Source organism: Rhizobium sp. G21 (genome assembly GCF_014158035.1).
In the GTDB taxonomy this organism is placed as follows: Bacteria; Pseudomonadota; Alphaproteobacteria; order Rhizobiales; family Rhizobiaceae; genus Rhizobium_E.
The window spans coordinates 347451-367863 of the sequence record NZ_JACFXW010000001.1; the positions used below are offsets into that span (position 1 = coordinate 347451).

At 60.7% G+C, this 20413-nt stretch carries 16 protein-coding genes and 1 pseudogene; 11 read left to right on the forward strand and 6 right to left on the reverse strand.

Features of this window, described 5'->3' with window-relative positions:
- Positions 1–7: 7 nt before the first annotated feature.
- Together H2O14_RS01840 and H2O14_RS01845 are read left to right on the forward strand one after the other, a co-directional pair.
- The gene (locus tag H2O14_RS01840; RefSeq protein WP_182826289.1) at positions 8–793 is read left to right on the forward strand and encodes a TatD family hydrolase; all 786 of its coding nucleotides are present in this window, start codon (positions 8–10) and stop codon (positions 791–793) included.
- A gap of 16 nt (positions 794–809) precedes the next feature.
- Positions 810–1613 (forward strand): MBL fold metallo-hydrolase, encoded by an 804-nt coding sequence (locus tag H2O14_RS01845; protein WP_182826290.1) that lies wholly within the window; start codon positions 810–812, stop codon positions 1611–1613.
- A gap of 171 nt (positions 1614–1784) precedes the next feature.
- Here the strand turns inward: H2O14_RS01845 and H2O14_RS01850 are convergent, their stop codons facing one another.
- Complete coding sequence (locus H2O14_RS01850) at positions 1785–2732, reverse strand: phosphoribosylaminoimidazolesuccinocarboxamide synthase (protein WP_182826291.1); 948 nt, start codon at positions 2730–2732, stop codon at positions 1785–1787.
- Between the two features lie 120 nt (positions 2733–2852).
- Positions 2853–3182, reverse strand: coding sequence for a heat shock protein HspQ (hspQ, locus tag H2O14_RS01855; RefSeq protein WP_182826292.1), 330 nt, complete (start codon positions 3180–3182; stop codon positions 2853–2855).
- 132 nt (positions 3183–3314) lie between these two features.
- Here hspQ and H2O14_RS01860 point away from each other — a divergent pair, with 132 nt between their 5' ends.
- Genes H2O14_RS01860 through H2O14_RS01870 form a run of 3 tightly spaced genes read left to right on the forward strand, consistent with a single transcriptional unit; the run spans position 3315 to position 5952 of the window.
- Complete coding sequence (locus H2O14_RS01860; RefSeq protein WP_182826293.1) at positions 3315–4370, forward strand: hypothetical protein; 1056 nt, start codon at positions 3315–3317, stop codon at positions 4368–4370.
- A 14-nt stretch (positions 4371–4384) separates the two neighbouring features.
- Positions 4385–5419: a TAXI family TRAP transporter solute-binding subunit gene (locus H2O14_RS01865; RefSeq protein WP_182826294.1), complete on the forward strand. Its 1035-nt coding sequence runs from the start codon at positions 4385–4387 to the stop codon at positions 5417–5419.
- Entirely contained in the window at positions 5416–5952 is a 537-nt protein-coding gene (locus H2O14_RS01870) for a GNAT family N-acetyltransferase (RefSeq protein WP_182826295.1), read from the forward strand. Before H2O14_RS01865 ends, H2O14_RS01870 begins: the two co-directional genes overlap by 4 nt.
- Before the next feature lie 78 nt (positions 5953–6030).
- Here H2O14_RS01870 and glnA read toward each other — a convergent pair whose 3' ends face one another.
- Both glnA and H2O14_RS01880 read right to left on the reverse strand, forming a co-directional pair.
- Positions 6031–7440 (reverse strand): type I glutamate--ammonia ligase, encoded by a 1410-nt coding sequence (gene glnA, locus H2O14_RS01875; RefSeq protein ID WP_182826296.1) that lies wholly within the window; start codon positions 7438–7440, stop codon positions 6031–6033.
- A 70-nt stretch (positions 7441–7510) separates the two neighbouring features.
- On the reverse strand, positions 7511–7849 hold the full coding sequence (locus tag H2O14_RS01880; protein ID WP_137153622.1) for a P-II family nitrogen regulator: 339 nt from the start codon (positions 7847–7849) through the stop codon (positions 7511–7513).
- Positions 7850–8208: 359 nt separating this feature from the next.
- Here H2O14_RS01880 and H2O14_RS01885 point away from each other — a divergent pair, with 359 nt between their 5' ends.
- Both H2O14_RS01885 and H2O14_RS01890 read left to right on the forward strand, forming a co-directional pair.
- Positions 8209–9666 carry an NAD(P)H-hydrate dehydratase gene (locus H2O14_RS01885; protein WP_182826297.1) on the forward strand — a complete coding sequence of 486 codons (1458 nt, stop codon included), beginning with the start codon at positions 8209–8211 and terminating at the stop codon, positions 9664–9666.
- A 64-nt stretch (positions 9667–9730) separates the two neighbouring features.
- A complete protein-coding gene (locus tag H2O14_RS01890; RefSeq protein ID WP_182826298.1) occupies positions 9731–10612 on the forward strand; it encodes an EamA family transporter in 882 nt (293 codons plus the stop codon).
- 3 nt (positions 10613–10615) lie between these two features.
- Here H2O14_RS01890 and H2O14_RS01895 read toward each other — a convergent pair whose 3' ends face one another.
- Together H2O14_RS01895 and uvrA are read right to left on the reverse strand one after the other, a co-directional pair.
- Positions 10616–12262, reverse strand: coding sequence for a Na/Pi cotransporter family protein (locus H2O14_RS01895; RefSeq protein WP_182826299.1), 1647 nt, complete (start codon positions 12260–12262; stop codon positions 10616–10618).
- A 187-nt stretch (positions 12263–12449) separates the two neighbouring features.
- Positions 12450–15370: pseudogene (gene uvrA, locus H2O14_RS01900) on the reverse strand (excinuclease ABC subunit UvrA).
- 268 nt (positions 15371–15638) lie between these two features.
- Between uvrA and H2O14_RS01905 the strand changes: the two are divergent.
- From H2O14_RS01905 to H2O14_RS01920, 4 genes are all read left to right on the forward strand, one after another.
- A complete protein-coding gene (locus tag H2O14_RS01905; RefSeq protein ID WP_182826300.1) occupies positions 15639–16169 on the forward strand; it encodes a single-stranded DNA-binding protein in 531 nt (176 codons plus the stop codon).
- Positions 16170–16464: 295 nt separating this feature from the next.
- The gene (locus H2O14_RS01910; RefSeq protein ID WP_182826301.1) at positions 16465–17748 is read left to right on the forward strand and encodes a site-specific integrase; all 1284 of its coding nucleotides are present in this window, start codon (positions 16465–16467) and stop codon (positions 17746–17748) included.
- 124 nt (positions 17749–17872) lie between these two features.
- Positions 17873–19264 (forward strand): site-specific integrase, encoded by a 1392-nt coding sequence (locus H2O14_RS01915; protein ID WP_312858534.1) that lies wholly within the window; start codon positions 17873–17875, stop codon positions 19262–19264.
- On the forward strand, positions 19261–20286 hold the full coding sequence (locus H2O14_RS01920; protein ID WP_182826303.1) for a hypothetical protein: 1026 nt from the start codon (positions 19261–19263) through the stop codon (positions 20284–20286). The genes H2O14_RS01915 and H2O14_RS01920 overlap by 4 nt, the downstream gene beginning before the upstream one ends.
- Positions 20287–20413: the final 127 nt, after the last annotated feature.

The window sequence follows — 20413 nt, forward strand, 5'->3', positions numbered from 1 at the left end:
GGCGGGAATGCTGATCGACACGCATTGCCATCTGGACTTTCCAGATTTCGACGCCGAGCGCGACGAGCTCGTCTCGCGCGCCCGGGCGGCCGGCGTCGCCCAGATGATCACCATCTCGACGCTGGTGCATCGCTTCGAGCGCATCAAGGCGATCGCCGAGACCTATCCGCAGGTGTTCTGCTCGGTCGGCACGCATCCCAATCACGCGCATGAAGAACCCGACATCCAGACCGACGACCTAGTCGCGCTGTCGGAGCATCCGAAATGCGTGGCGATCGGCGAGGCGGGCCTCGACTATTTCTACGACTATGCGACGCCGGAACAGCAGGCCACGGGTCTGCGCCGGCACATCGCCGCCGCCCGCATCACCGGCCTGCCGCTCGTCATCCATTCCCGCGCCGCCGATGACGACATGGCGGCGATCCTGAAGGACGAGACAGAGCGGGGCGGAGCGTTTCCCTTCCTTCTCCATTGCTTCTCGTCAGGCGCGGATCTTGCGCGCGTCGGCGTCGAGCTTGGCGGCTATGTGTCCTTCTCGGGCATACTGACCTTCCCGAAGTCGCAGGACATCCGCGACATTGCGGCGTCCGTGCCGCGCGACCGGCTGCTTGTGGAAACGGACGCGCCCTATCTCGCGCCGAAGACATGGCGAGGAAAACGCAACGAGCCGTCTTATGTGGTCAATACGGCCGAGGTGCTGGCGCAGACGATCGGCGTCAGCGTCGAGGCCGCAGCTGAAATCACCACCGAAAACGCCTTCCGGTGCTTTTCAAAGATGACGCGCGTCGCCTGACGGAGAAACACGGCCCATGAAGCGGCGCTTTACGATTCTCGGATGTTCTTCCTCGCCCGGCGTGCCGCGCATCACTGGCGACTGGGGCGCCTGCGACCCCAACAATCCCAGGAATCGTCGCACCCGCGCCGCCATGCTGGTCGAGCAATGGTCGGATGACGGCAAACCGACCTCGGTGGTGATAGACACCGGTCCCGATTTCCGCGGCCAGATGGTGGCGGTCGGCGCGGAGGATCTGCACGCCGTGGTGCTGACGCATGCCCATGCCGACCATCTGCACGGCATCGACGACGTCAGGTCCTTCGTCTACAAGAACGAGCATCGCATGCCGGTCTGGGCCGATCCGGTGACGATGGAGCGGGTGATCGAGGGCTTTCGATACATATTCGAGACGCCTGCCGGCAGTTCCTACCCGCCGATCGCGCGCAGCCATGAGATCGACATCGCCAAGACTTTCGAGGTTCCCGGGCCCGGCGGAGCGATTCCATTTCTGCCGCTGATCCAGCAGCATGGCGACGCCCATTCCCTCGGCTTTCGCATCGGCGATGTCGCCTATTGCACCGATGTCAGCGATTTTCCCGAGGAGTCTCTGGAAAAACTGGTCGGCTTGGACGTGCTGGTGATCGACTGCCTGCAATATCGCCGCCATCCAAGCCATCTGTCGCTCGAACAGGCGCTTGCCTGGATCGAGCGGATCGCTCCGAAGAGGGCTATCCTCACACATATGCATATCCCGCTCGATTACGACACGGTGATGCGGGAGACGCCCGATCATGTCGAGCCGGCGTTTGACGGGATGCGGATCGAGGTGGAGTTTTAAGCCTTCAGGGCCCAGCCGCCGACTCATCCATCGTCATGCTCGCCCTTGTGGCGAGCAACTGCAGCGGCGTCGTCGAATGCAACGCGTCTGTCGGCAGGCCCTCGGGACAAGCCCGAGAGTGACGATCCGAGATGTAAGCGGACAACGCCGCAGACAACTGCGGCGTAAACCTCAGAACAGAGACTTCAAGCTCTCGCGAATATCGCCGAGCGTCACGCCGCCCGTCTCGCGATCGAAGCTCTTGCCGGTGATCATCTCGAAGGCGTCGATATAGACCTTCGACGCCTGCTCCACCAGTTCGGCAGGAATGGCGGGAATCTCGTCTTTATAGGGGTCGCAACGCTCGGCCACCCAGGCGCGGATGAAGTCCTTGTCGAAGCTCGCCGGGCGCTTGCCGCTGTCGAGCGCCGCCTGATAACTGTCGGCGATCCAGTAGCGCGAGGAATCCGGCGTGTGAATTTCATCGGCGAGGATGATCGTGCCCTCGGCGTCGACGCCGAATTCGTATTTGGTGTCGGCGAGGATGAGGCCCTGCGCCGCGGCCCGCTCCTGGCCGCGGTCGAAGAGCTTGAGCGCATAGGACGACACCGTGTTCCACTGCTCTTCGGTCAAGAGATTCTGAGACAGGATCTCCGCGCCCGAAAGCGGCTCGTCGTGTCCGCCGTCGAAGGCTTTGGTCGTCGGCGTGATGATGGCTTCGGGAAGCTTCTCATTGTCGCGCATGCCGTCGGGGAGTGTGACGCCATACATCACCCGTTCGCCGGCCTTGTATTTGGTGAGAATCGAGGTCGAGGTCGTGCCGGCGAGATAGCCGCGCACCACGATCTCCACCGGCAGGATGTCCAGCCGCTTGCCGATCACCACATTCGGGTGCGGGTAGGAGATCACGTGATTTGGGCAGATGTCGGCGGTCAGTTCGAACCAGTGTCGCGCCGTCTGGGTCAGCACCCGGCCCTTGTAGGGAATGGCGGTCAGGATACGGTCGAAGGCCGACAGACGGTCGGTGGCGATGATGACCCTGGCGCCATCAGCCAGGTCGTAATTGTCGCGCACCTTGCCTTTGTAATAATTCGGCAATTCGGGAATATACGCATCGTCAAGCACGGGAAGCCCGGTCATCGCGCGGTCAGCCTTTCCAAACAGAGTTCGTCTGCGCAGGAGGCCCCACGCCCATGGGCCGATTAATCAGCGCCACGGGCAAAGGTCAAGCCGAAACGAGGCTTTGTCCGCGTTGCAGGTTCAATGGGTTTGCAGCGCCTTCGGCCGGTATTGCGTACGGCTTTCGGGGTCGAAATTGGCCAGAACCGCCGGATGCCGGAAGGGGTCGCCGCTTTCATCGAGCACGAGGTTCTGCTCGGAGACATAGGCGACATAGGCAGATTCCGCATTCTCGGCATACAAATGATAAAACGGCTGGTCTTTGGACGGTCTGACTTCGGGCGGAATCGAATTCCACCATTCTTCGGTGTTCGCGAATTCCGGATCGACGTCGAAGACCACGCCGCGGAACGGAAACACCCGATGCCGGACCACCTGGCCGATCTGGTATTTCGCCACTCTTTCACGCATATCCGCACCTCGATTGATGATCCCATGATTTGGTGCCGACGAGGCGGCTTTTCAAGTCGCGTCGGCCACGCCATAACAGTCTGCAAACCGGCCGCGGCATATGAAGCGGCTTTCATCGCATAAGGAGTTTTCATGGCCAATCAATGGGGTAGGGACGCCGGTCCCACCGGGCCAAATCCGGGTCGTTCGGCAGGCGCGCTGGTCGCCGCAGTTCTGGCGCTCGTGATCGGCGCCGGCGGCGGCTATGGAGCCGCCCGCTATGTCCAGGGCGACACAAGCGCGGCGGTTGAAGCGCGCGACCAGACAATCTCCGATCTGCAGACCGATCTGGACTCCGTGAGAGCCGAGGCGGACAAGGCCGCCTCGCGCGAAAAATCGCTGGAGGCCGAACTCGGCGATCTCGATGCGGAAATCAAATCCCTGCAGAGCGAGAACGATCGATTGCGCGCGGGCTCGGAGGACGACGCAGCGCTGGCGAAGGAAAGCAAGGATCTTCGCGCCCGGCTCAAGGCCGCCGACAAGGCGACCAAGGATTTCGCGGCCGCGCAAAAGGCGCTCGATCAGGCGGAGGCCGACCTTGCGATCGCTCAGAAAACCGTCGCTGCTCGAGACGCCGCGATCAAGGATCTGCGCGCGGCGCTCGCCGATGGCGGAGATGCGCAGGCGGAACTCGATCGCATCACGCGCGAGCGCGACGTCCTGGCGGCGGAACTGAGGGAAGCTCGGGCCAATCTGGGCGACGCGGGGCAATTGCAGCGTGATTTCAGAGCGTTGAAAATCGAGGCAGCGGAGCTTCGCGATCGCGTCAAACGCGAGGCGGCGGATCGCGCGCGGGCCGAGGAGAGGGCAAAGGATTTCGAAACCGACATCGTCAGGTTGACGAGACAGCTCGCGGCGCTGGAGAAACAACTGGCGGAGGCCGAGCCCGGACGACCGCGTCATGAAGAGCCCGACACCCAGCCCGACCCGCAACCGGAGAATCCCGCAAATCCGCGAAATCCCGAGGACGTGCAGAGCGCGCTCGAGGATATGCCGGGCTACGACAATCTGTCGCCCGCCAAGCAGAAGACGCTTCTCCAACTATTGAGCGATGGACAATGCGTCACGGATGCGTTGAAATCGGTTTACGGGCGCGTGCCGGCTGCGGCGTTGCGCAACTTGCTGCGCGATCTGCGCGGAGCATGCTGACGAGGAGGGAACAGATGGGTATCGCGACGTGGTTTTCCGCCGGGTTGATGTCGGCTTGCCTGTTGTTCGGCGCGCGCGCCGGCGCGGCGGAGCTCGAAAAGAACATCATGACCGGTGGACCGAAAGGCACCTATATCAAGATCGGTCGCGATATCGCCGCCCTCGGCAAGGCGTGCGGACAAACGCTGAACGTGGTGGAAAGCGCCGGGTCGCTGGAGAATTTTTCCAGCGTCCGCAAGCGCAAGAATACCCAGTTCGGCATCGTGCAGAGCGACGTGCTCGATTATCTCAAGACATTCGAGGCCAATGATCCCGAGATCCAGCAGGCGGTCAAAGGCGTGCGCATCATGTTTCCGCTCTATAACGAGGAAGTGCATGTGCTCGCCCGCACCGAGATCAAGACGATCGAGGATCTCGCCGACAAGAAAGTCGCGGTCGGCGTGCGCGACAGCGGCACCTTCCTGACGGCGACGCTGATCCTCGACATTCTCGATATCGACGCAACGCAGGTGGAGATCAACCAGGACCAGGCGCTGAAGGATCTCGAAGCGGGCAAGATCGACGCCTTCTTCTATGTCGCCGGCGCGCCGGCGGCGCTGTTCGACAGCGACAAGATCGACGGCGCTAAATTTCACCTCCTGCCGATCACCCAGGCGCCGCTGCTCGCGACCTATATCCCGGCCAGGATCGACGCCAAGTCCTATCCGTTCCAGAAGGAAGCGGTGGACGTCGTCTCGGTCAAGGCGGTGCTGATGACCTTCGATTACGACAAGACCCGCAACGCCTATCATCGCGACAGCTGCAAGGCGGTGGCGGATTTCTCCAACCTGATCGTCAACAATCTCGCGCAACTCAAGGAAAGCGGTCATCCGAAATGGAAGAGCGTCGACCTGACCGCGATCCCGCCCGGCTGGAAGGTCGGCGTCTGCGTCAAGGAGGGGCTCGCGGCGGATTACAAGCCCACTTGCGCGAAATCGGAGCCGGCGAACGCCGAGAGCGGCGAAAACGACGATTACCTCAAGCTGTTGAAAGAACGACTGAAACAGTGACTGGTGATGTTTCATCGAGCGCCAGGCGTCTCGAAGCGCCGCTCATCCGGACGAACCGTCTGCTTCTGCGGCCCTACCGGATCGAAGACTTCGAACATCTCCTGACCATCTATGGCGGCGATCGAGCGCAGTTCATCGGCGGTCGCCTCAGGCCCCGGCAGGTATGGGACGGCTTCATGAATGTGATCGGCCACTGGCCTGTCCATGGGTTCGGCGGCTGGGCGGTGGAGCTTTCCGGGACGGGCGACCTGGTCGGAGAAGTCGCCGTGCATCATCCGGTCGATTATCCCGAAGTGGAGCTCGGTTGGTTGCTATTCGAAGGTTTCGAGGGCAAGGGCTATGCGACGGAGGCGGCAGCGGCCGCGCGCGATTTCGCCTTCCGGGAGGCGGGTGTGAGCAGCCTCGTCTCCTATATCGATCCGGACAACCATCCCTCGCGGCGGCTGGCGGAGCGCATGGGCGCGGTTCTCGACCCAACAGCGCCGACGCCAAATGGCGATCCCTGCCTGGTCTACCGGCATCCGAAGTCCTGAGTTTTCTAGATCTAACTTCTGAAACGCAAATGGCGGGGAAAAACCCCGCCATTCTCATATGTTGTGGCTGAAAACCGATCAGCAGGAATAGTACATGTCGAATTCGACCGGATGCGGCGTCATTTCGAAGCGCATCACTTCCTGCATCTTGAGCTCGATATAGCTGTCGATCTGGTCGTCGTCGAACACGCCGCCGACAGTGAGGAACTTGCGGTCCTTGTCGAGGCTTTCCAGCGCTTCGCGGAGCGAGCCGCAAACGGTCGGGATCTTCTTCAGTTCTTTCGGCGGCAGGTCGTAGAGATCCTTGTCCATGGCCTTGCCGGGATGGATCTTGTTCTTGATGCCGTCGAGGCCGGCCATCAGCATGGCGGCAAAGCCGAGATAGGGGTTCTGGGCCGGATCGGGGAAGCGGACTTCGACGCGCTTGGCCTTCGGCGAAGAGCCGAACGGAATACGGCAGGAGGCCGAACGGTTACGGGCTGAGTAGGCCAGCAGGACCGGCGCTTCATAACCAGGCACCAGACGCTTGTAGGAATTGGTGGTCGGGTTGGTGAAGGCGTTGATCGCCTTGGCGTGCTTGATCACGCCGCCGATGTAATAGAGGCAGCTTTCCGAAAGACCGGCATATTCGTCGCCGGCGAAAGTCGGCTTGCCGTCCTTCCAGATCGACTGGTGCACATGCATGCCCGAGCCGTTGTCGCCGAAAACAGGCTTCGGCATGAAGGTGGCCGTCTTGCCGTAAGCGTTGGCGACCTGATGCACGACATATTTATAGATCTGCATCTTGTCGGCGTTGCGCACCAGCGTGTCGAACTTGACGCCGAGTTCGTGCTGGGCGGCGGCGACTTCATGGTGCTGCTTTTCGACCACGACGCCCATTTCGGACAGCACGGTCAGCATTTCGGAGCGCATGTCCTGCAGGCTGTCGATCGGCGGGACCGGGAAATAGCCGCCCTTGACGCGCGGACGGTGGCCGAGATTGCCGGAGTCGTAATCGGTGTCGTCGTTGGACGGCAGTTCCGACGAATCGAGCTTGAAGCCGGTGTTGTAGGGATCGGCCTTGTACTTGACGTCGTCGAACACGAAGAATTCCGGTTCCGGGCCGACGAACACGGTGTCGCCGATGCCGGAGGCCTTGAGATAGGCTTCTGCCTTCTTGGCCGTGCCGCGCGGATCGCGGTTATAGGCTTCGCCCGAGATCGGGTCGAGAATGTCGCAAAGGATGACCATGGTGGACTGGGCGAAGAACGGGTCCATGTGCACGGTGGCCGGATCCGGCATCAGCACCATGTCGGACTCGTTGATGGCCTTCCAGCCGGCGATCGAGGAGCCGTCGAACATGACGCCGTCGGCGAACATGTCCTCGTCCACGGCCGAAATGTCCATGGTCACATGCTGCAGCTTGCCCTTGGGATCGGTGAAGCGGAGGTCGACGAATTTGACGTCGTTGTCCTTGATCTGCTTCATGATGTCTTTAGCAGTCGCCATCGAAGTTTTTCCTTTGCTATGACGATGTTTCCTCCCTGCCGTTGCCCGGCAGGCATTGTCTTGTTGGGCGTCAGATCGCGTCGACGCCGGTCTCGCCGGTGCGGATGCGCACGACTTCCTCGACATTCGAGACAAAGATCTTGCCGTCGCCGATGCGGCCCGTCTGGGCGGCGTTCCGGATCGCGTCGATCACGCGTTCGACATTCTCATCCGCCAGCACGACTTCCACCTTCACCTTCGGAAGGAAATCGACCACGTATTCCGCGCCTCGATAGAGTTCGGTATGGCCCTTTTGACGGCCGAAACCCTTGGCTTCGGTCACCGTGATGCCTTGCAGTCCAACTTCCTGAAGGGCTTCCTTCACTTCATCAAGCTTGAACGGCTTGATGATCGCTTCGATCTTTTTCATGAGAAAATGTCTCTCCGCTTCTCCCGTTAAAAGCGAGTTGTTCCCGCTCGCCTCGATGAATGCACATCGCGTGCCAGATCTATACAACAAGCGCGAATTCCGCTTGAAATTCTGCAAGGCAGTCGCGATCATGCGCAAAATCGGCCAAAAAAAGAGAAAAATACGCACAACTCCCATTTTCCTGCCGGAACGGGACGGTATGTCTCATACCAGGTCAACAAGGGATGGCCATCGCGCCGAGCCCAGGGTGAAAATCTATGCAAATGATTATTATTTCATCTTATTTTGGATGTGGTGAAACGGCGGCGGTGAGAATCGCGACGCCTCGTCCGCCCCAATCTGTTTAGGCTGCTCAAACTATGAGCAATATCGGTAATATGCTAATTGAACCACAGGCTGTAGCGGCGATCGACGCCGCCTGCATCGCCTCGGGCATCTCCAGCTATGCGCTGATGCTCCGGGCGGGGCGGGCGGTCGCGGCCGCCGCGCTCCGGCGCTATCCCGGCTCACGCCGTTTCGCGGTCCTGTGCGGCCCGGGCAACAATGGCGGCGACGGCTATCTCGCGGCCTCGGCTCTGGCGGAGGCGGGCGCGGAGATCGCCGTCTTTGCTCTGGCGCCGCCTTCGACCGAAGACGCCAAACGCGCCTGCGCCGACGCGGCCTGCGCGACGCAGCCTTTGTCCGCCTATGAGCCCGCTACGGGCGATGTGGTGATCGACGCGCTGTTCGGCGCGGGTCTCTCGCGGGATCTCTCGCCGGATGTCATTACGGTCGTCGAGACCGTGAAGGCGGCGCGGGTTCCGGTTCTCGCCGTCGATATCCCTTCGGGCCTGTGCGGACATTCCGGCCGGGCGCGCGGCGGCGCGTTTGCGGCTGAGGCGACCGTCACCTTCGTCGCGGCCAAGCCGGGGCAGATCCTGCTGCCGGGCCGGGCGTTGTGCGGCGAGATCGAGATTGCCGATATCGGCGTGCCCCAGCGTTTCCTGGAGCAGCATGCGGGACCCGTACGCCTCAATGCGCCGGATCTCTGGACCGACCTCCTCGCCGACAAGTCCTCCGCTGGACACAAATACAGCCATGGCTCGCTGGCCGTCTTCTCGGGCGGCGCGATGCAGACCGGAGCGGCCCGCTTGTCGGCGTTCGCCGGCCTGCGCGGCGGCGCAGGGCTCGTGACCGTGATCAGCCCAGCCGAGGCCGCTTCCGTCCACGCCGCGCAACTGACCGCCGTGATGCTGAAGACGGCGGACAATGTTGGGGATCTCGAAGCCATTCTCGATGACGCCAGGCTGAACGCCTTCGTGCTGGGGCCGGGCTTCGGCGTCGGCGAACAGGCGCGGGATTTCGCCCGCATGGTGAAGGATCGCCGCGTCGTGCTGGACGCCGACGCCATCACCAGCTTCCGCGAAGACCCCGACGCGCTCTTTTCAGCTTTCGCAGGGGAACCGCGCCTCGTGCTCACGCCGCATGATGGCGAATTCGCCCGGCTCTTTCCTGATCTCGCATCGGATGAGGCTCTCTCCAAAGTCGATCGGGCGCTTGCCGCCGCCGCGCGCGCCAATGCCGCCGTGATCCTGAAAGGCGCAGACACGGTGATCGCCAGCCCCGACGGACGCGCCGCGATCAACACCAACGCGCCGCCCTGGCTCGCGACCGCCGGCTCCGGCGACGTGCTGGCGGGTCTCTGCGGCGCGCTTCTGGCCCGTGGCCTGCCGGTCTACGAGGCGGCCTGCGCCGCGGTCTGGCATCATGGCGAAGCGGGGAGCCGCGCGGGCAGGGGCCTGACCGCCGAAACACTCATCAATTTCATTGATGTCTGATCCGACAAACTTGGCTTTGTCCTTGTCGCCGATCGGGGGTATGGCGGAGAAAAAGGAGCCCGTCATGAAGCCCGTTCACATACTCCTGCTGGTTCTCGTCGCCGCCGTCTGGGGCTTCAATTTCGTGGTCATCCGTCTGGGGATCGACAATTTTCCGCCGATCTTCTTCTCGGCGCTGCGCTTTCTGTTCGCCGCCATTCCGCTCGCGCTGATCCTGCCCAAGCCGGATGTGCCCTGGCGGATCATTATCGGCATCGGCCTGGTGCTGGGTGTCGTGAAGTTCTCGCTGCTGTTCCTCGGCATGAGTGTCGGCATGCCGGCGGGGCTCGCCTCTCTGGTGCTGCAGAGCCAGGCCTTCTTCACGCTTATTCTAGCGGTTCTTGTGCATGGCGATCGGCCGCGTCCGACCCAGATCGCCGGCATGGTCGTCGCGTTCTCCGGCGTCGCGCTGATCGCCTCGACGGTCAGTGGCGATCTCACCGCCACGGGCTTGGCGCTCTCGATCGGCGCCGCCATCGCCTGGGCCTGCTCGAATCTGTTGATGAAGAAGGCCGGCGCGGTGGACATGCTGAGGCTGATGGTCTGGGTGAGCCTCGTCGCACCGGTTCCGCTGCTCGCGATTTCCCTCGCCTTCGAAGGCTGGGAGCGAGACTATCAGGCGCTGACGCATGTGACCTGGTCGGGGGCAGGGGCGGTGATCTATATCGCCTATCTCGCCACGATCTTCGGCTTCGCCGTCTGGGGCGCGATGATCCGCCGCTATGGCGTCGCCACGGTCGCGCCCTTCTCGCTGCTGGTGCCGGTGTTCGGCATGAGTTCGGCGGCGGTCGTGCTCGGCGAGGCCTTCGGGCCGATCCGCATCATCGCCGCGCTGCTGATCGTCGCGGGGCTGGCGCTGAACGTCTTCAACCCCGCCTGGCTGCGGCCGCGCGCGACGGCGGCCTGACGATCAGAGCAGGCGGCTGGTGCGCAACTGGCCGGCCTGGGCCAGCACCGGATAGGCGATCGACACCAAGAGCGAATTGATCTCCTTGAGATCGCGCATCGTGTCGATATGAATCGAGGAGGAATCGATGCTGGCGCGGTTTTCGCCCAGGCGCTTGATGTGATTTTCCTCGCTGACCCGCACCATGTCGCGCACCACTTCCTTCTCTTTCACCAGCTGACGCGCATGTTCGAGATCACGATTGACCAGCAGGTTGAAGGCGAGGCGGGCGTTGCGCAGCACGCGCTGATGCATGGCGGTCAGCTCATGCAGGCCTTCTTCGGAGAAATTCGCGCCGCGCGCATCCTTCTTGCGCGCCTTGGCCAGCATGTTCTGCGAAATGATGTCGCCGACCTGTTCGAGATTGATCGTCGCTTCCAGCAGATCCTGCTGGCGTCGCGCGGCGTCCTCCGGCAATTCGTTTCCGGAGATCTTGGCGAGATAAAGTTTTATATTGCGGTTGAAGCGGTCGACGCTGTCGTCGAGACGTTCGATCTGCGTCATCTGCTGGGCGTCGGGGCGAAGGAAGGCGTCGAAGACACGCGTCAGCATCACTTCGATGCGGTCGCACATACCCACCACTTCGCGCGTGGCGTTGTCGAGGGCGCGCGGGGGATTGGAGATGTCTGAGGGATCGAGCGCCGTCAACAGGGCCGCGTCACTATTATCTTCTTCCTTGACGTCCGAGGGGAGGGCGTTTTCCAGCATCGCCGCTAATGAGCCGGCGAATGGCAGGCCGATCAACAGCACCGCCGCATTGGCGATGACATGCACCCAGACCACGGCGTCCGCCGTCGTCTCGAAATAGATTTCCGGCCGGAACTGAAAACTCAATTGCAGAATGAGACCTGCGACCATGCCCAGACCGCGAATGGCGACATTGCCCAAGGGCGCTATGCGGGCGGCCTTCACCTCGCCGCGGGTCAGCACCGCGCCGATGACGGCGCCGCCGAAATTGACGCCGAGCACGAAGGGAATGATCAGTTCATTCGGCACCAGCCCATGGCTCGACAGCGAGGCGAACAGCAGGATCGAGGCGACGCTGCTGTGAAACAGCCAGGCCATCAGCGCCGCGAGCGCGAAGGCGGTGATCCAGTCCTGCTGCAGATAGCCCATGATGATCGGCAGGACATGGCTTTCCTTGAGCGGGGCGGAGGCTTCGCCGATCAGCCGGAGCGACAAGAGCAGAAGACCAAGGCCGAACAGGATGCGGCCCATCTCCCGCCACCGTCGCGACGTCGTGCGATAGGCGATGGTGCCGGCGATCATCAAGAGCGGCACGAGCAGCGACAAATCCCGCCGAAGGATACGGGTGACGAAGGCGGAGCCGAGATCCGCGCCGAGCAGCGCCGAAATGCCGACGGTCGAACTAACGAAGCCGGACGCGGAAAAACCCGAGACGATCAGCGCCACCGCCGTCGAGCTCTGCAGCGCGATCGCCAGAAAGAAGCCGGCCGCCGCTGCATTGACGCGGTTGCCGAGCGCATAGCGCAGCTTTTCCCTCAGCATGTCGCCATAAGCGCGCTCGACGCCGGTGCGCACCATGCGCGTGGCCCAGAGCAACAAAGCGACGGCGCCTGCCAGATTGATGAAGATCACCGAACCGCTCAAGGGCGAGGCCTCCGGAAAACAGAAAGGATCGATACGTGAATTTGAAAAATATCACGTCGACCTGTATCGGGCCTTTCTATCGTCCGTTCAATCCCAATCGCGGCGTCACTGTCTCGCAAGCGGCGTTTATGACAGTTTTATGACGGTGCGTATGCTTGAACCAAGGGGGACGCGGGCGAGGCGTCCGCTACTCCGCCGCCTGCCGCTTCTGCGGACGCCGCCCCAGCAGTTCCTTGAGAAACTGGCCGGTATAGGAGCGCTCGACCTTGACGATGTCCTCGGGGACGCCCTGGGCGATCACCTCGCCGCCGCCATCGCCGCCTTCGGGACCGAAATCGAGGATCCAGTCGGCGGTCTTGATGACTTCGAGATTGTGCTCGATCACCACCACGGAATTGCCTTGGTTGACCAGTTCGTGCAGCATTTCCAGGAGCTTGACCACATCGTGGAAATGCAGGCCGGTGGTCGGCTCGTCGAGAATGTAGAGGGTGCGGCCGGTGGAGCGCTTGGAGAGTTCCTTGGCGAGCTTGACGCGCTGCGCCTCGCCACCCGACAGCGTATTGGCCTGCTGGCCGACCTTGATATAGCCCAGCCCGACATCGCGCAGCGAGATCAACTTGTCGCGCACGGCAGGAACCGCGGCGAAGAAATCGCAGCCTTCCTCGACCGTCATGTCCAGCACGTCGGAGATCGACTTGCCCTTGAAGGTGACGTCGAGCGTCTCGCGATTGTAGCGCTTGCCGTGGCAGACGTCGCAGGTGACATAAACATCCGGCAGGAAGTGCATTTCGATCTTGATGACGCCGTCGCCCTGGCAGGCTTCGCAGCGGCCGCCCTTGACGTTGAAGGAGAAGCGCCCCGGCTGATAGCCGCACGCCTTGGCTTCCGGCAGACCGGCGAACCAGTCGCGGATCGGCGTAAAGGCGCCGGTATAGGTGGCGGGGTTCGAACGCGGCGTGCGGCCGATCGGCGATTGGTCGATATCGATGACCTTGTCGATATGCTCGAAACCGTCGATGCGCTCATGCTCGGCCGGATTTTCGCGCGCGCCCATCACCCGGCGCGCCGCCGCCTTATAGAGCGTCTCGATCAGGAAGGTCGACTTGCCGCCGCCCGACACGCCCGTCACGGCAGTGAACACGCCCAGCGGAATGGCCGCCGTGACATTCTTGAGATTGTTGCCCTTGGCGCCGACGACCTTGATCTCCTTGCCCTTCTTGGGCTTGCGTCGCTCGCGCGGAACATCGACCGAGAGTTCGCCGGAGAGATATTTGCCGGTCAGCGAATTGGGGTTGGCCATGACCTCCGCCGGGGTGCCTTCGGCCACGACGCGGCCGCCATGCACGCCGGCGGCCGGGCCGATATCGACGACATGGTCGGCGGTCAGGATCGCGTCCTCGTCATGCTCGACCACGATGACGGTATTGCCGATGTCGCGCAGATGCTTGAGCGTGTCCAAAAGGCGGGCGTTGTCGCGCTGGTGCAGGCCGATCGAGGGTTCGTCGAGCACATAGAGAACGCCCGTGAGACCGGAACCGATCTGCGAGGCCAGCCGGATACGCTGGCTTTCGCCGCCCGACAGCGTGCCGGAATTGCGCGCCAGCGTCAGATAATCCAAGCCGACATCGTTGAGGAATTTCAGGCGGTCGCGGATTTCCTTGAGGATGCGGGTGGCGATTTCGTTCTGCTTGGCGTTGAGCTTGTCCGGCAGGCCCAAGAACCAGTCGTTCGCCGCCCGGATCGACATATTCGACACCAGGCCGATATGCTTGCCGTCGAGCTTCACCGCCAGCGCTTCCGGCTTCAGGCGGAAGCCTTTGCAGGCCGGGCAGGGGGCCTGGCTCATATAACGCTCGATCTCTTCGCGCGACCAAGCGGAGTCCGTTTCTTTCCAGCGGCGTTCGAGATTGGGGATGATGCCTTCGAAGGTTTTCGTCGTCTGATAGCTGCGCGCGCCGTCGGCATAGTTGAACGTCACCTCGCGATCGCCGGTGCCATTGAGAATGGCGGTCTGCGCCTCGGTGGACAATTCGCTCCAACGCGCCGAGAGCTTGAAGCCATAGGCCTTGCCGAGGCCCTCGAGCGTCTGGTTGTAGTAAGGAGAGGTCGACTTGGCCCAGGGCGCCACCGCGCCGTCGCGCAGCGTCCGCTCCGTCTCGGGCACGATCAGGTCCGGATCGATCTTCTGCTGGGTGCCGAGACCGTCGCAGGAGGGGCAGGCGCCGAAGGGATTATTGAAGGAAAACAGCCGCGGTTCGACTTCGGGAATGGTGAAGCCGGAGACCGGGCAGGCGAATTTCTCCGAGAACATCACCCGTTCATGCGTTTCGTTGAGCGACTTGTTGGCCGAGCCGCCCTCGGCGGTGTCTTCCTTCGGCAAAGGCTTGTCGGCGAATTCGGCGATCGCCAGCCCGTCGGCGAGCCTGAGGCAGGTTTCGAGACTGTCGGCGAGACGCGAGGCGATATCGGGGCGCACGACGATGCGGTCGACCACCACGTCGATGTCGTGCTTGTACTTCTTGTCGAGCGTCGGCGCCTCGGCGATTTCATAGAACTGCCCGTCGATCTTGACGCGCTGGAAGCCCTTCTTCATGAGCTCCGCCAGTTCCTTCTTGTATTCGCCCTTGCGGCCGCGAACCAGCGGCGCGAGGATATAAAGCCGGGAGCCCTCGGGATAATCGAGAATGCGATCGACCATCTGGCTGACCGTCTGGCTTTCGATCGGCAGGCCGGTGGCCGGCGAATAGGGCACGCCGACGCGGGCGAAGAGCAGGCGCATATAGTCGTAGATTTCGGTGACGGTGCCGACGGTCGAGCGCGGATTGCGCGAGGTGGTCTTCTGCTCGATCGAAATGGCCGGCGACAGGCCCTCGATGAGATCGACATCGGGCTTCTGCATCATTTCCAGGAACTGCCGGGCATAGGCCGACAGGCTCTCGACATAACGACGCTGCCCCTCGGCATAGATCGTGTCGAAGGCGAGGGAGGATTTGCCCGATCCCGACAGGCCGGTCATCACGATCAGCGAATTGCGCGGCAGGTCGAGATCGACCCCTTGAGGTTGTGTTCACGCGCGCCGCGGATGGAAATGGTCTTGAGTTCGCTCATGATGCCTGTGTCTCGCCTGTTCTTTCGCCCTTATACGCCCATGCCGCGCGCGGAGGTCGCCGCCATCAGGCAAAACCCCGATTTTCCACAAAGTCGATTCTGTTGACTGCCGCACGAAAAACGACTAGAACAAAATGCGAACAATTGGAAGCCCCGGATTTTCTGTGGATTGGACGCATGGAGGGGCGCGCCGGTTCCCTTGAAGGGTTATTCTTCGCCCCTCAGTTGATGGACGGCGGTTTGCCGATTTTGTGGATAGGATTTAGCGATGGCGGGCAGTGTAAACAAGGTCATTCTGGTTGGCAATGTCGGCGCGGACCCCGAAATCCGCCGCACTCAGGACGGGCGTCCGATCGCCAATCTTCGCATCGCCACATCGGAAAGCTGGCGCGACCGCAATTCCGGCGAGCGCAAGGAAAAGACCGAATGGCACAATGTGGTCGTCTTCAACGAGGGCCTCTGCAAAGTGGTCGAGCAATATGTAAAGAAGGGCGCCAAGCTCTATATCGAGGGCGCGCTGCAGACCCGCAAATGGCAGGACCAGACCGGCAATGATCGCTACACGACCGAAGTCGTGCTGCAGGGCTTCAATTCGACTTTGACCATGCTGGATGGCCGCGGCGAAGGCGGCGGACGCGGCGCGTCCCAGGGCGGCGGCTACGACGATATGGATTCCGGCTTCGGCGGCGGTTCCGGCTATGGCGGCAACGATCGGGCCGGCCGCTCCCCGCAGCCCAGCCGCGCGCCGCAGAGCGCGCCGTCCTTCTCGCGCGACATGGACGACGATATCCCGTTCTAGGAGAGAGTGATCAGCTTTTTGTAAAATAAACAGCTGATCTGTCTGAATACGCTACGTGAATCAAAGTTGCACCTTCTCGTATCGGTTGGCCTGTCTTTCGTCAGGTGGGTAGTTACCGTTTTGCAAACTTAGAAGGTCGGCTTCTGTCGTTCCCGGTTGACTAACATGAAATTCACGGATACACGGGTTGGCTGATATGTATGCCGGCCGCATACCGTTCAATGATGTTTGATGTTTACTCAGCATAGCTGGATATTGAGCATCATTAAACGGTATGCGGCCAGCGTACCTATCGATGAAGAACGAAAATCCACTCATTGTTCGTTGGTCCCGCTTCTCTAACGGCGAGCGGATGCCCTTCCTTGTCAGGGCGTCTACCGGCGTACCTATCGACGCTCCGAGTTTCTGGATCACTGCCCACCGACGGGCGGTTGGAACGCAACCCAACACACTTTTCAATGAACTCCGCTCCCTTATGGTATTTTACCTTTGGGCGACTCTGCGTGGAACCGATATTGAAGAGCGCCTGCAGCGGGGAACGTTCTTCGACCTCTCCGAAATCATCGACCTTGTGAATATATGCGGCTGGAAGCTTGATGATCTTATGTCCGCGCTCGAGCGACGGTCGTCAAACTTTACTACGTTGTCCGGCCTCATACCGAAGAGCGGCGTACAATCTGGCGAGAAGCGCAACCGCCTGAGTGTTATCCGTTCATTCCTCGAATTCACCAGTTCCGACCACCTTTCGCGGCTGCAAGCATGGCCGGATGAGTGGGCGGTCTACCGAGCTATGCGGGACGAGTGCCTGAAACATTTCGCACCCCTTATCAGGGGCCTGCGTGCACCAAACCGCGACGACGTTGGCGAGCGGGAAGGACTTGATCGGGATGTGCTGGTGCGGCTCCGTGCGGTTATCGATCCCGATCACCCGGATAACCCCTTTGAGCCACAAGTTCGCTTTCGAAATTTTTTGATAATTCGGTTGTTTATCGAACTAGGCATCCGGCGCGGCGAGCTTCTGGGTGTAATGCTCAACGACTGCGATGTGACCGGTCCGAGAGGTTACATTACCATCCACCGTCGTCCAGACAATGTCCACGATACGCGATTGGGCTCAGGTGTGGCGACGAAGACTGCGGCACGTAAGCTAGAGTTAAGCCCACGCACGGCGCAGCTTGTTTACGAGTGGATCGCTTATCACCGTAGGAAGCTACCACAGGCGGCCAAGGGGAAAGCGCAATTTCTAATCCTTAGTATTCCGACAGGTAGACCGATGTCGCCGTCGAACATCAACAAGATATTCGAGGCTCTTCGGAAGCGCGTTCCCGGTCTGCCGGACGACGTCTCCCCTCATATCCTCCGGCACTCATGGAACGACACGTTCTCCGAGTACATGGACAGCCATGGCGTGTCCCAAGAGGACGAGGTGAAATGGCGTACCAAGATCATGGGCTGGCGAAATGAGAAATCGGCGCGCTCCTACCTTCGTCGAACCGTTGCACGCAGGTCCAACGAGGTCCTCCGCGTCATGCATGACGATCTCGACATCCGCTTCGCAGAAGAAAGGAAAGACCAGTGATCCCGCGTCAGAAAATTAGCTCGTCCGATCACCAGCCGCCACTTCCGCCAGTCGCGATGACAATCGAGGGAGTGGAATTCGACCCACGAGAAGACGATTGGGAGGTCGCAGGTCTCGGGGACGAGTGAAGTTAAGGTTCGGCGTTTTCGGCAGTTTTTCAGAACGTGTCGTCCACCGTTTAAAGTGGGCGTTTGTGCTGGCCTTGCAGAACAAGTCGTACTCACATGCGATCAGCCAATACTACCGCTTTCGGTCTTTTTACAAAATAGTCTTAGAAAATCCCGACACAGTCCACCACCGAATTGAATTAGCTCATGTTTTGATTTTTCAAGGCCACTTAACGTTTAAAACAGAATGGTATCTAGGCGTCGTTCGGATTTTGTTGACCGACATGAGCACCCAGGGTTTTGGTATCGCGTCCGACGAGGTGATCGAGTATCTCGCTGCCGCGACCATTCGTGGCAATATTAAAGGGACTTCGATCCGGACGCGCGATCCCGAGAAAGGGGCGTTCATCGACACCGAGCTTCTCGTGATCCAGTCGGCTTTAAACGATGCCTACGCGAACGGAGAGATCGAACTCGACGACTTCGCGATAACTTGGCTTTTTCTTGCCTTCGGCCCTCGGCCGGTCCAGGTCGCCGCCTTGAAGGAGAAGGACCTTCTTGTCTCTGAAAATGACGAAGGGCGTCTTTATGCACTCCGCATACCTCGCGCGAAGCAGCACGGCCAGAAGGCTCGAGACTCCTTCAAGACTCGGTACTGCGGCAAACAGGTGGGAAATGTGCTGGATAGCGTCATCGCGGCGAACATGGAGCGTCGCTCCAAGCATCCGTTTGCCGGTGAGGATTGGCCGATGTTCATGGCGACGGGGCCGGGAAAGCTTCCCGGAATGGCTTGGCATTTGACATCCCAAGAAGTTGGCAGGGTCGTCAGTCGTACGATCGGACGCATAACGGGACTGAAGACAAACGCGCGTCGGTTCCGCTTCACCTTGGCCCAACGCGCCGTGGATGACGGCAAGGACAAGCATACTGTTGCGGAGCTTCTCGACCACTCGGACACCCAGAACGTTGAAGTATACTTCGAAGCCAGCCCAGCGATGGTCCTCCGTCTCGATCGTCATCTGGCGATGGAGATGGCACCGCTCGCTCATGCGTTTGCCGGTGTCGTCGTCGTCACCGAAAGGGAGGCAAGGCGGGGTGATGATCGCTCAAGCCGCATCTTCGACAGGTCGCTAAACAACGTCTCGGAGGCGCTCGGAACATGTGGTCAGATGAGCTTCTGCGGCTTAGCCGCTCCGTTCGCCTGCTATACCTGTCGCCACTTCCAGCCGTGGATTGACGGTCCGCACGAAGAGTTCATGGCAGCCCTGATCGCCGACCGTGACCGGCTGGAAGCGGAAGGTTATTCACCGAAGATTTACGCGATCAAGGATCGAACCATTTTGGCGGTCGCCGAGGTCATCCAGCTCTGTGTCGCCGAAAAGGAAATCAGGGCGGAGGTGGCCGGATGACCGGGAATGTTGTCAAGTTAGTCGCCGAAGGAATCGAGTATCCCGCCGACCGCGTACAGAACTTCATCACGTTAGCGCGGGCGATCGACGTGTTGATTCCTCATGGCGCTTGGGCGATGGACCTGTGGCAGGTTGGCGCGTCATTTGTCACAAAGGGACAAAATAGGGACAGCCGCATTCTATCGTTTTACAACCGCGATACGACCCTCACCAACAGGCAGGATGTCGTGGGTGGCGCGCCCTTGGCGACTGGTATCAAGGAGTTTGCAAAGGCTTACATCCGATACTTGCACTCGTCATCACCTGTCGCGTTCGAAAACACCATGAAGCGACTGGGTGCATTGCAGTTCATAGAGGCTGCCTTCAGGTCGATACGAACGGAACCAGTCATCGAAAATCTGAACGTCACCGTCCTCAACACCGCCGTCGCGTTGGCGAAGGACGGCGTCGGAGCCGGACGTCACTACCAGTTCGCGCTTTACATCCAGCAGGTCCATCGATTCTGCATGGACCGAAAATTCCTAAACGCCCCGTTCCAGTGGAAACACGGAGTAACGAAGCCGAAGGAAAAAACCGAGTCTCTGGGACGTGAAGCGAAGGAATGGCGTGAGAAAAAGCTGCCGAGCCCAGCTGCCTACGGGGCGCTGGCACATATTTACCGGCATTCGAAGACATTCGTTGATCGTCTCTATTCTGCAATCAGTGCGATTTTCGTCGCTATCCCGATCAGGGTCCATGAGGTGCTGCAGCTTCGCGTCGATTGTGAGGTCTTTGAGAAGATCAAGAACCCTGAGGTCGGCGAGATGGTGGACGTTTACGGCATCCGAACCTCTCCGGGGAAAGGCAATCCCCCTCAGGTAAAGTGGGTTCCGACGCAGATGGTATCGGTAGTTCAGGAGGCGATAGCCCGCATCAGGAAATGTGCTCGGAAGCACGGGCCGTGGCAAAATGGTATGAAAGCAACCCGACGAGACTGTGCCTCCCGGGTGACCTTGAAAGGCTCCGTGCTCTCGATTGGCTAGGCCTTCCCGAATTACAGGAGCTGACGGGCATAACTTCTAGGAATGGAGTCAACAAGTTCCTGCGAAATTGGGACCTAAATACCCCCGTGGGATCGGAAAAACGCCAGTGCCGCGTTCGTTTCGAGTT

Coding starts and splice junctions, on each gene's coding strand:
- H2O14_RS01840 (WP_182826289.1), top strand. CDS start 8: ATGCTGATCGACACGCATTGCCATCTGGACTTTCCAGATTTCGACGCC.
- H2O14_RS01845 (WP_182826290.1), top strand. CDS start 810: ATGAAGCGGCGCTTTACGATTCTCGGATGTTCTTCCTCGCCCGGCGTG.
- H2O14_RS01850 (WP_182826291.1), bottom strand. CDS start 2,732: ATGACCGGGCTTCCCGTGCTTGACGATGCGTATATTCCCGAATTGCCG.
- hspQ (WP_182826292.1), bottom strand. CDS start 3,182: ATGCGTGAAAGAGTGGCGAAATACCAGATCGGCCAGGTGGTCCGGCAT.
- H2O14_RS01860 (WP_182826293.1), top strand. CDS start 3,315: ATGGCCAATCAATGGGGTAGGGACGCCGGTCCCACCGGGCCAAATCCG.
- H2O14_RS01865 (WP_182826294.1), top strand. CDS start 4,385: ATGGGTATCGCGACGTGGTTTTCCGCCGGGTTGATGTCGGCTTGCCTG.
- glnA (WP_182826296.1), bottom strand. CDS start 7,440: ATGGCGACTGCTAAAGACATCATGAAGCAGATCAAGGACAACGACGTC.
- H2O14_RS01880 (WP_137153622.1), bottom strand. CDS start 7,849: ATGAAAAAGATCGAAGCGATCATCAAGCCGTTCAAGCTTGATGAAGTG.
- H2O14_RS01885 (WP_182826297.1), top strand. CDS start 8,209: ATGAGCAATATCGGTAATATGCTAATTGAACCACAGGCTGTAGCGGCG.
- H2O14_RS01890 (WP_182826298.1), top strand. CDS start 9,731: ATGAAGCCCGTTCACATACTCCTGCTGGTTCTCGTCGCCGCCGTCTGG.
- H2O14_RS01905 (WP_182826300.1), top strand. CDS start 15,639: ATGGCGGGCAGTGTAAACAAGGTCATTCTGGTTGGCAATGTCGGCGCG.
- H2O14_RS01910 (WP_182826301.1), top strand. CDS start 16,465: ATGAAGAACGAAAATCCACTCATTGTTCGTTGGTCCCGCTTCTCTAAC.
- H2O14_RS01920 (WP_182826303.1), top strand. CDS start 19,261: ATGACCGGGAATGTTGTCAAGTTAGTCGCCGAAGGAATCGAGTATCCC.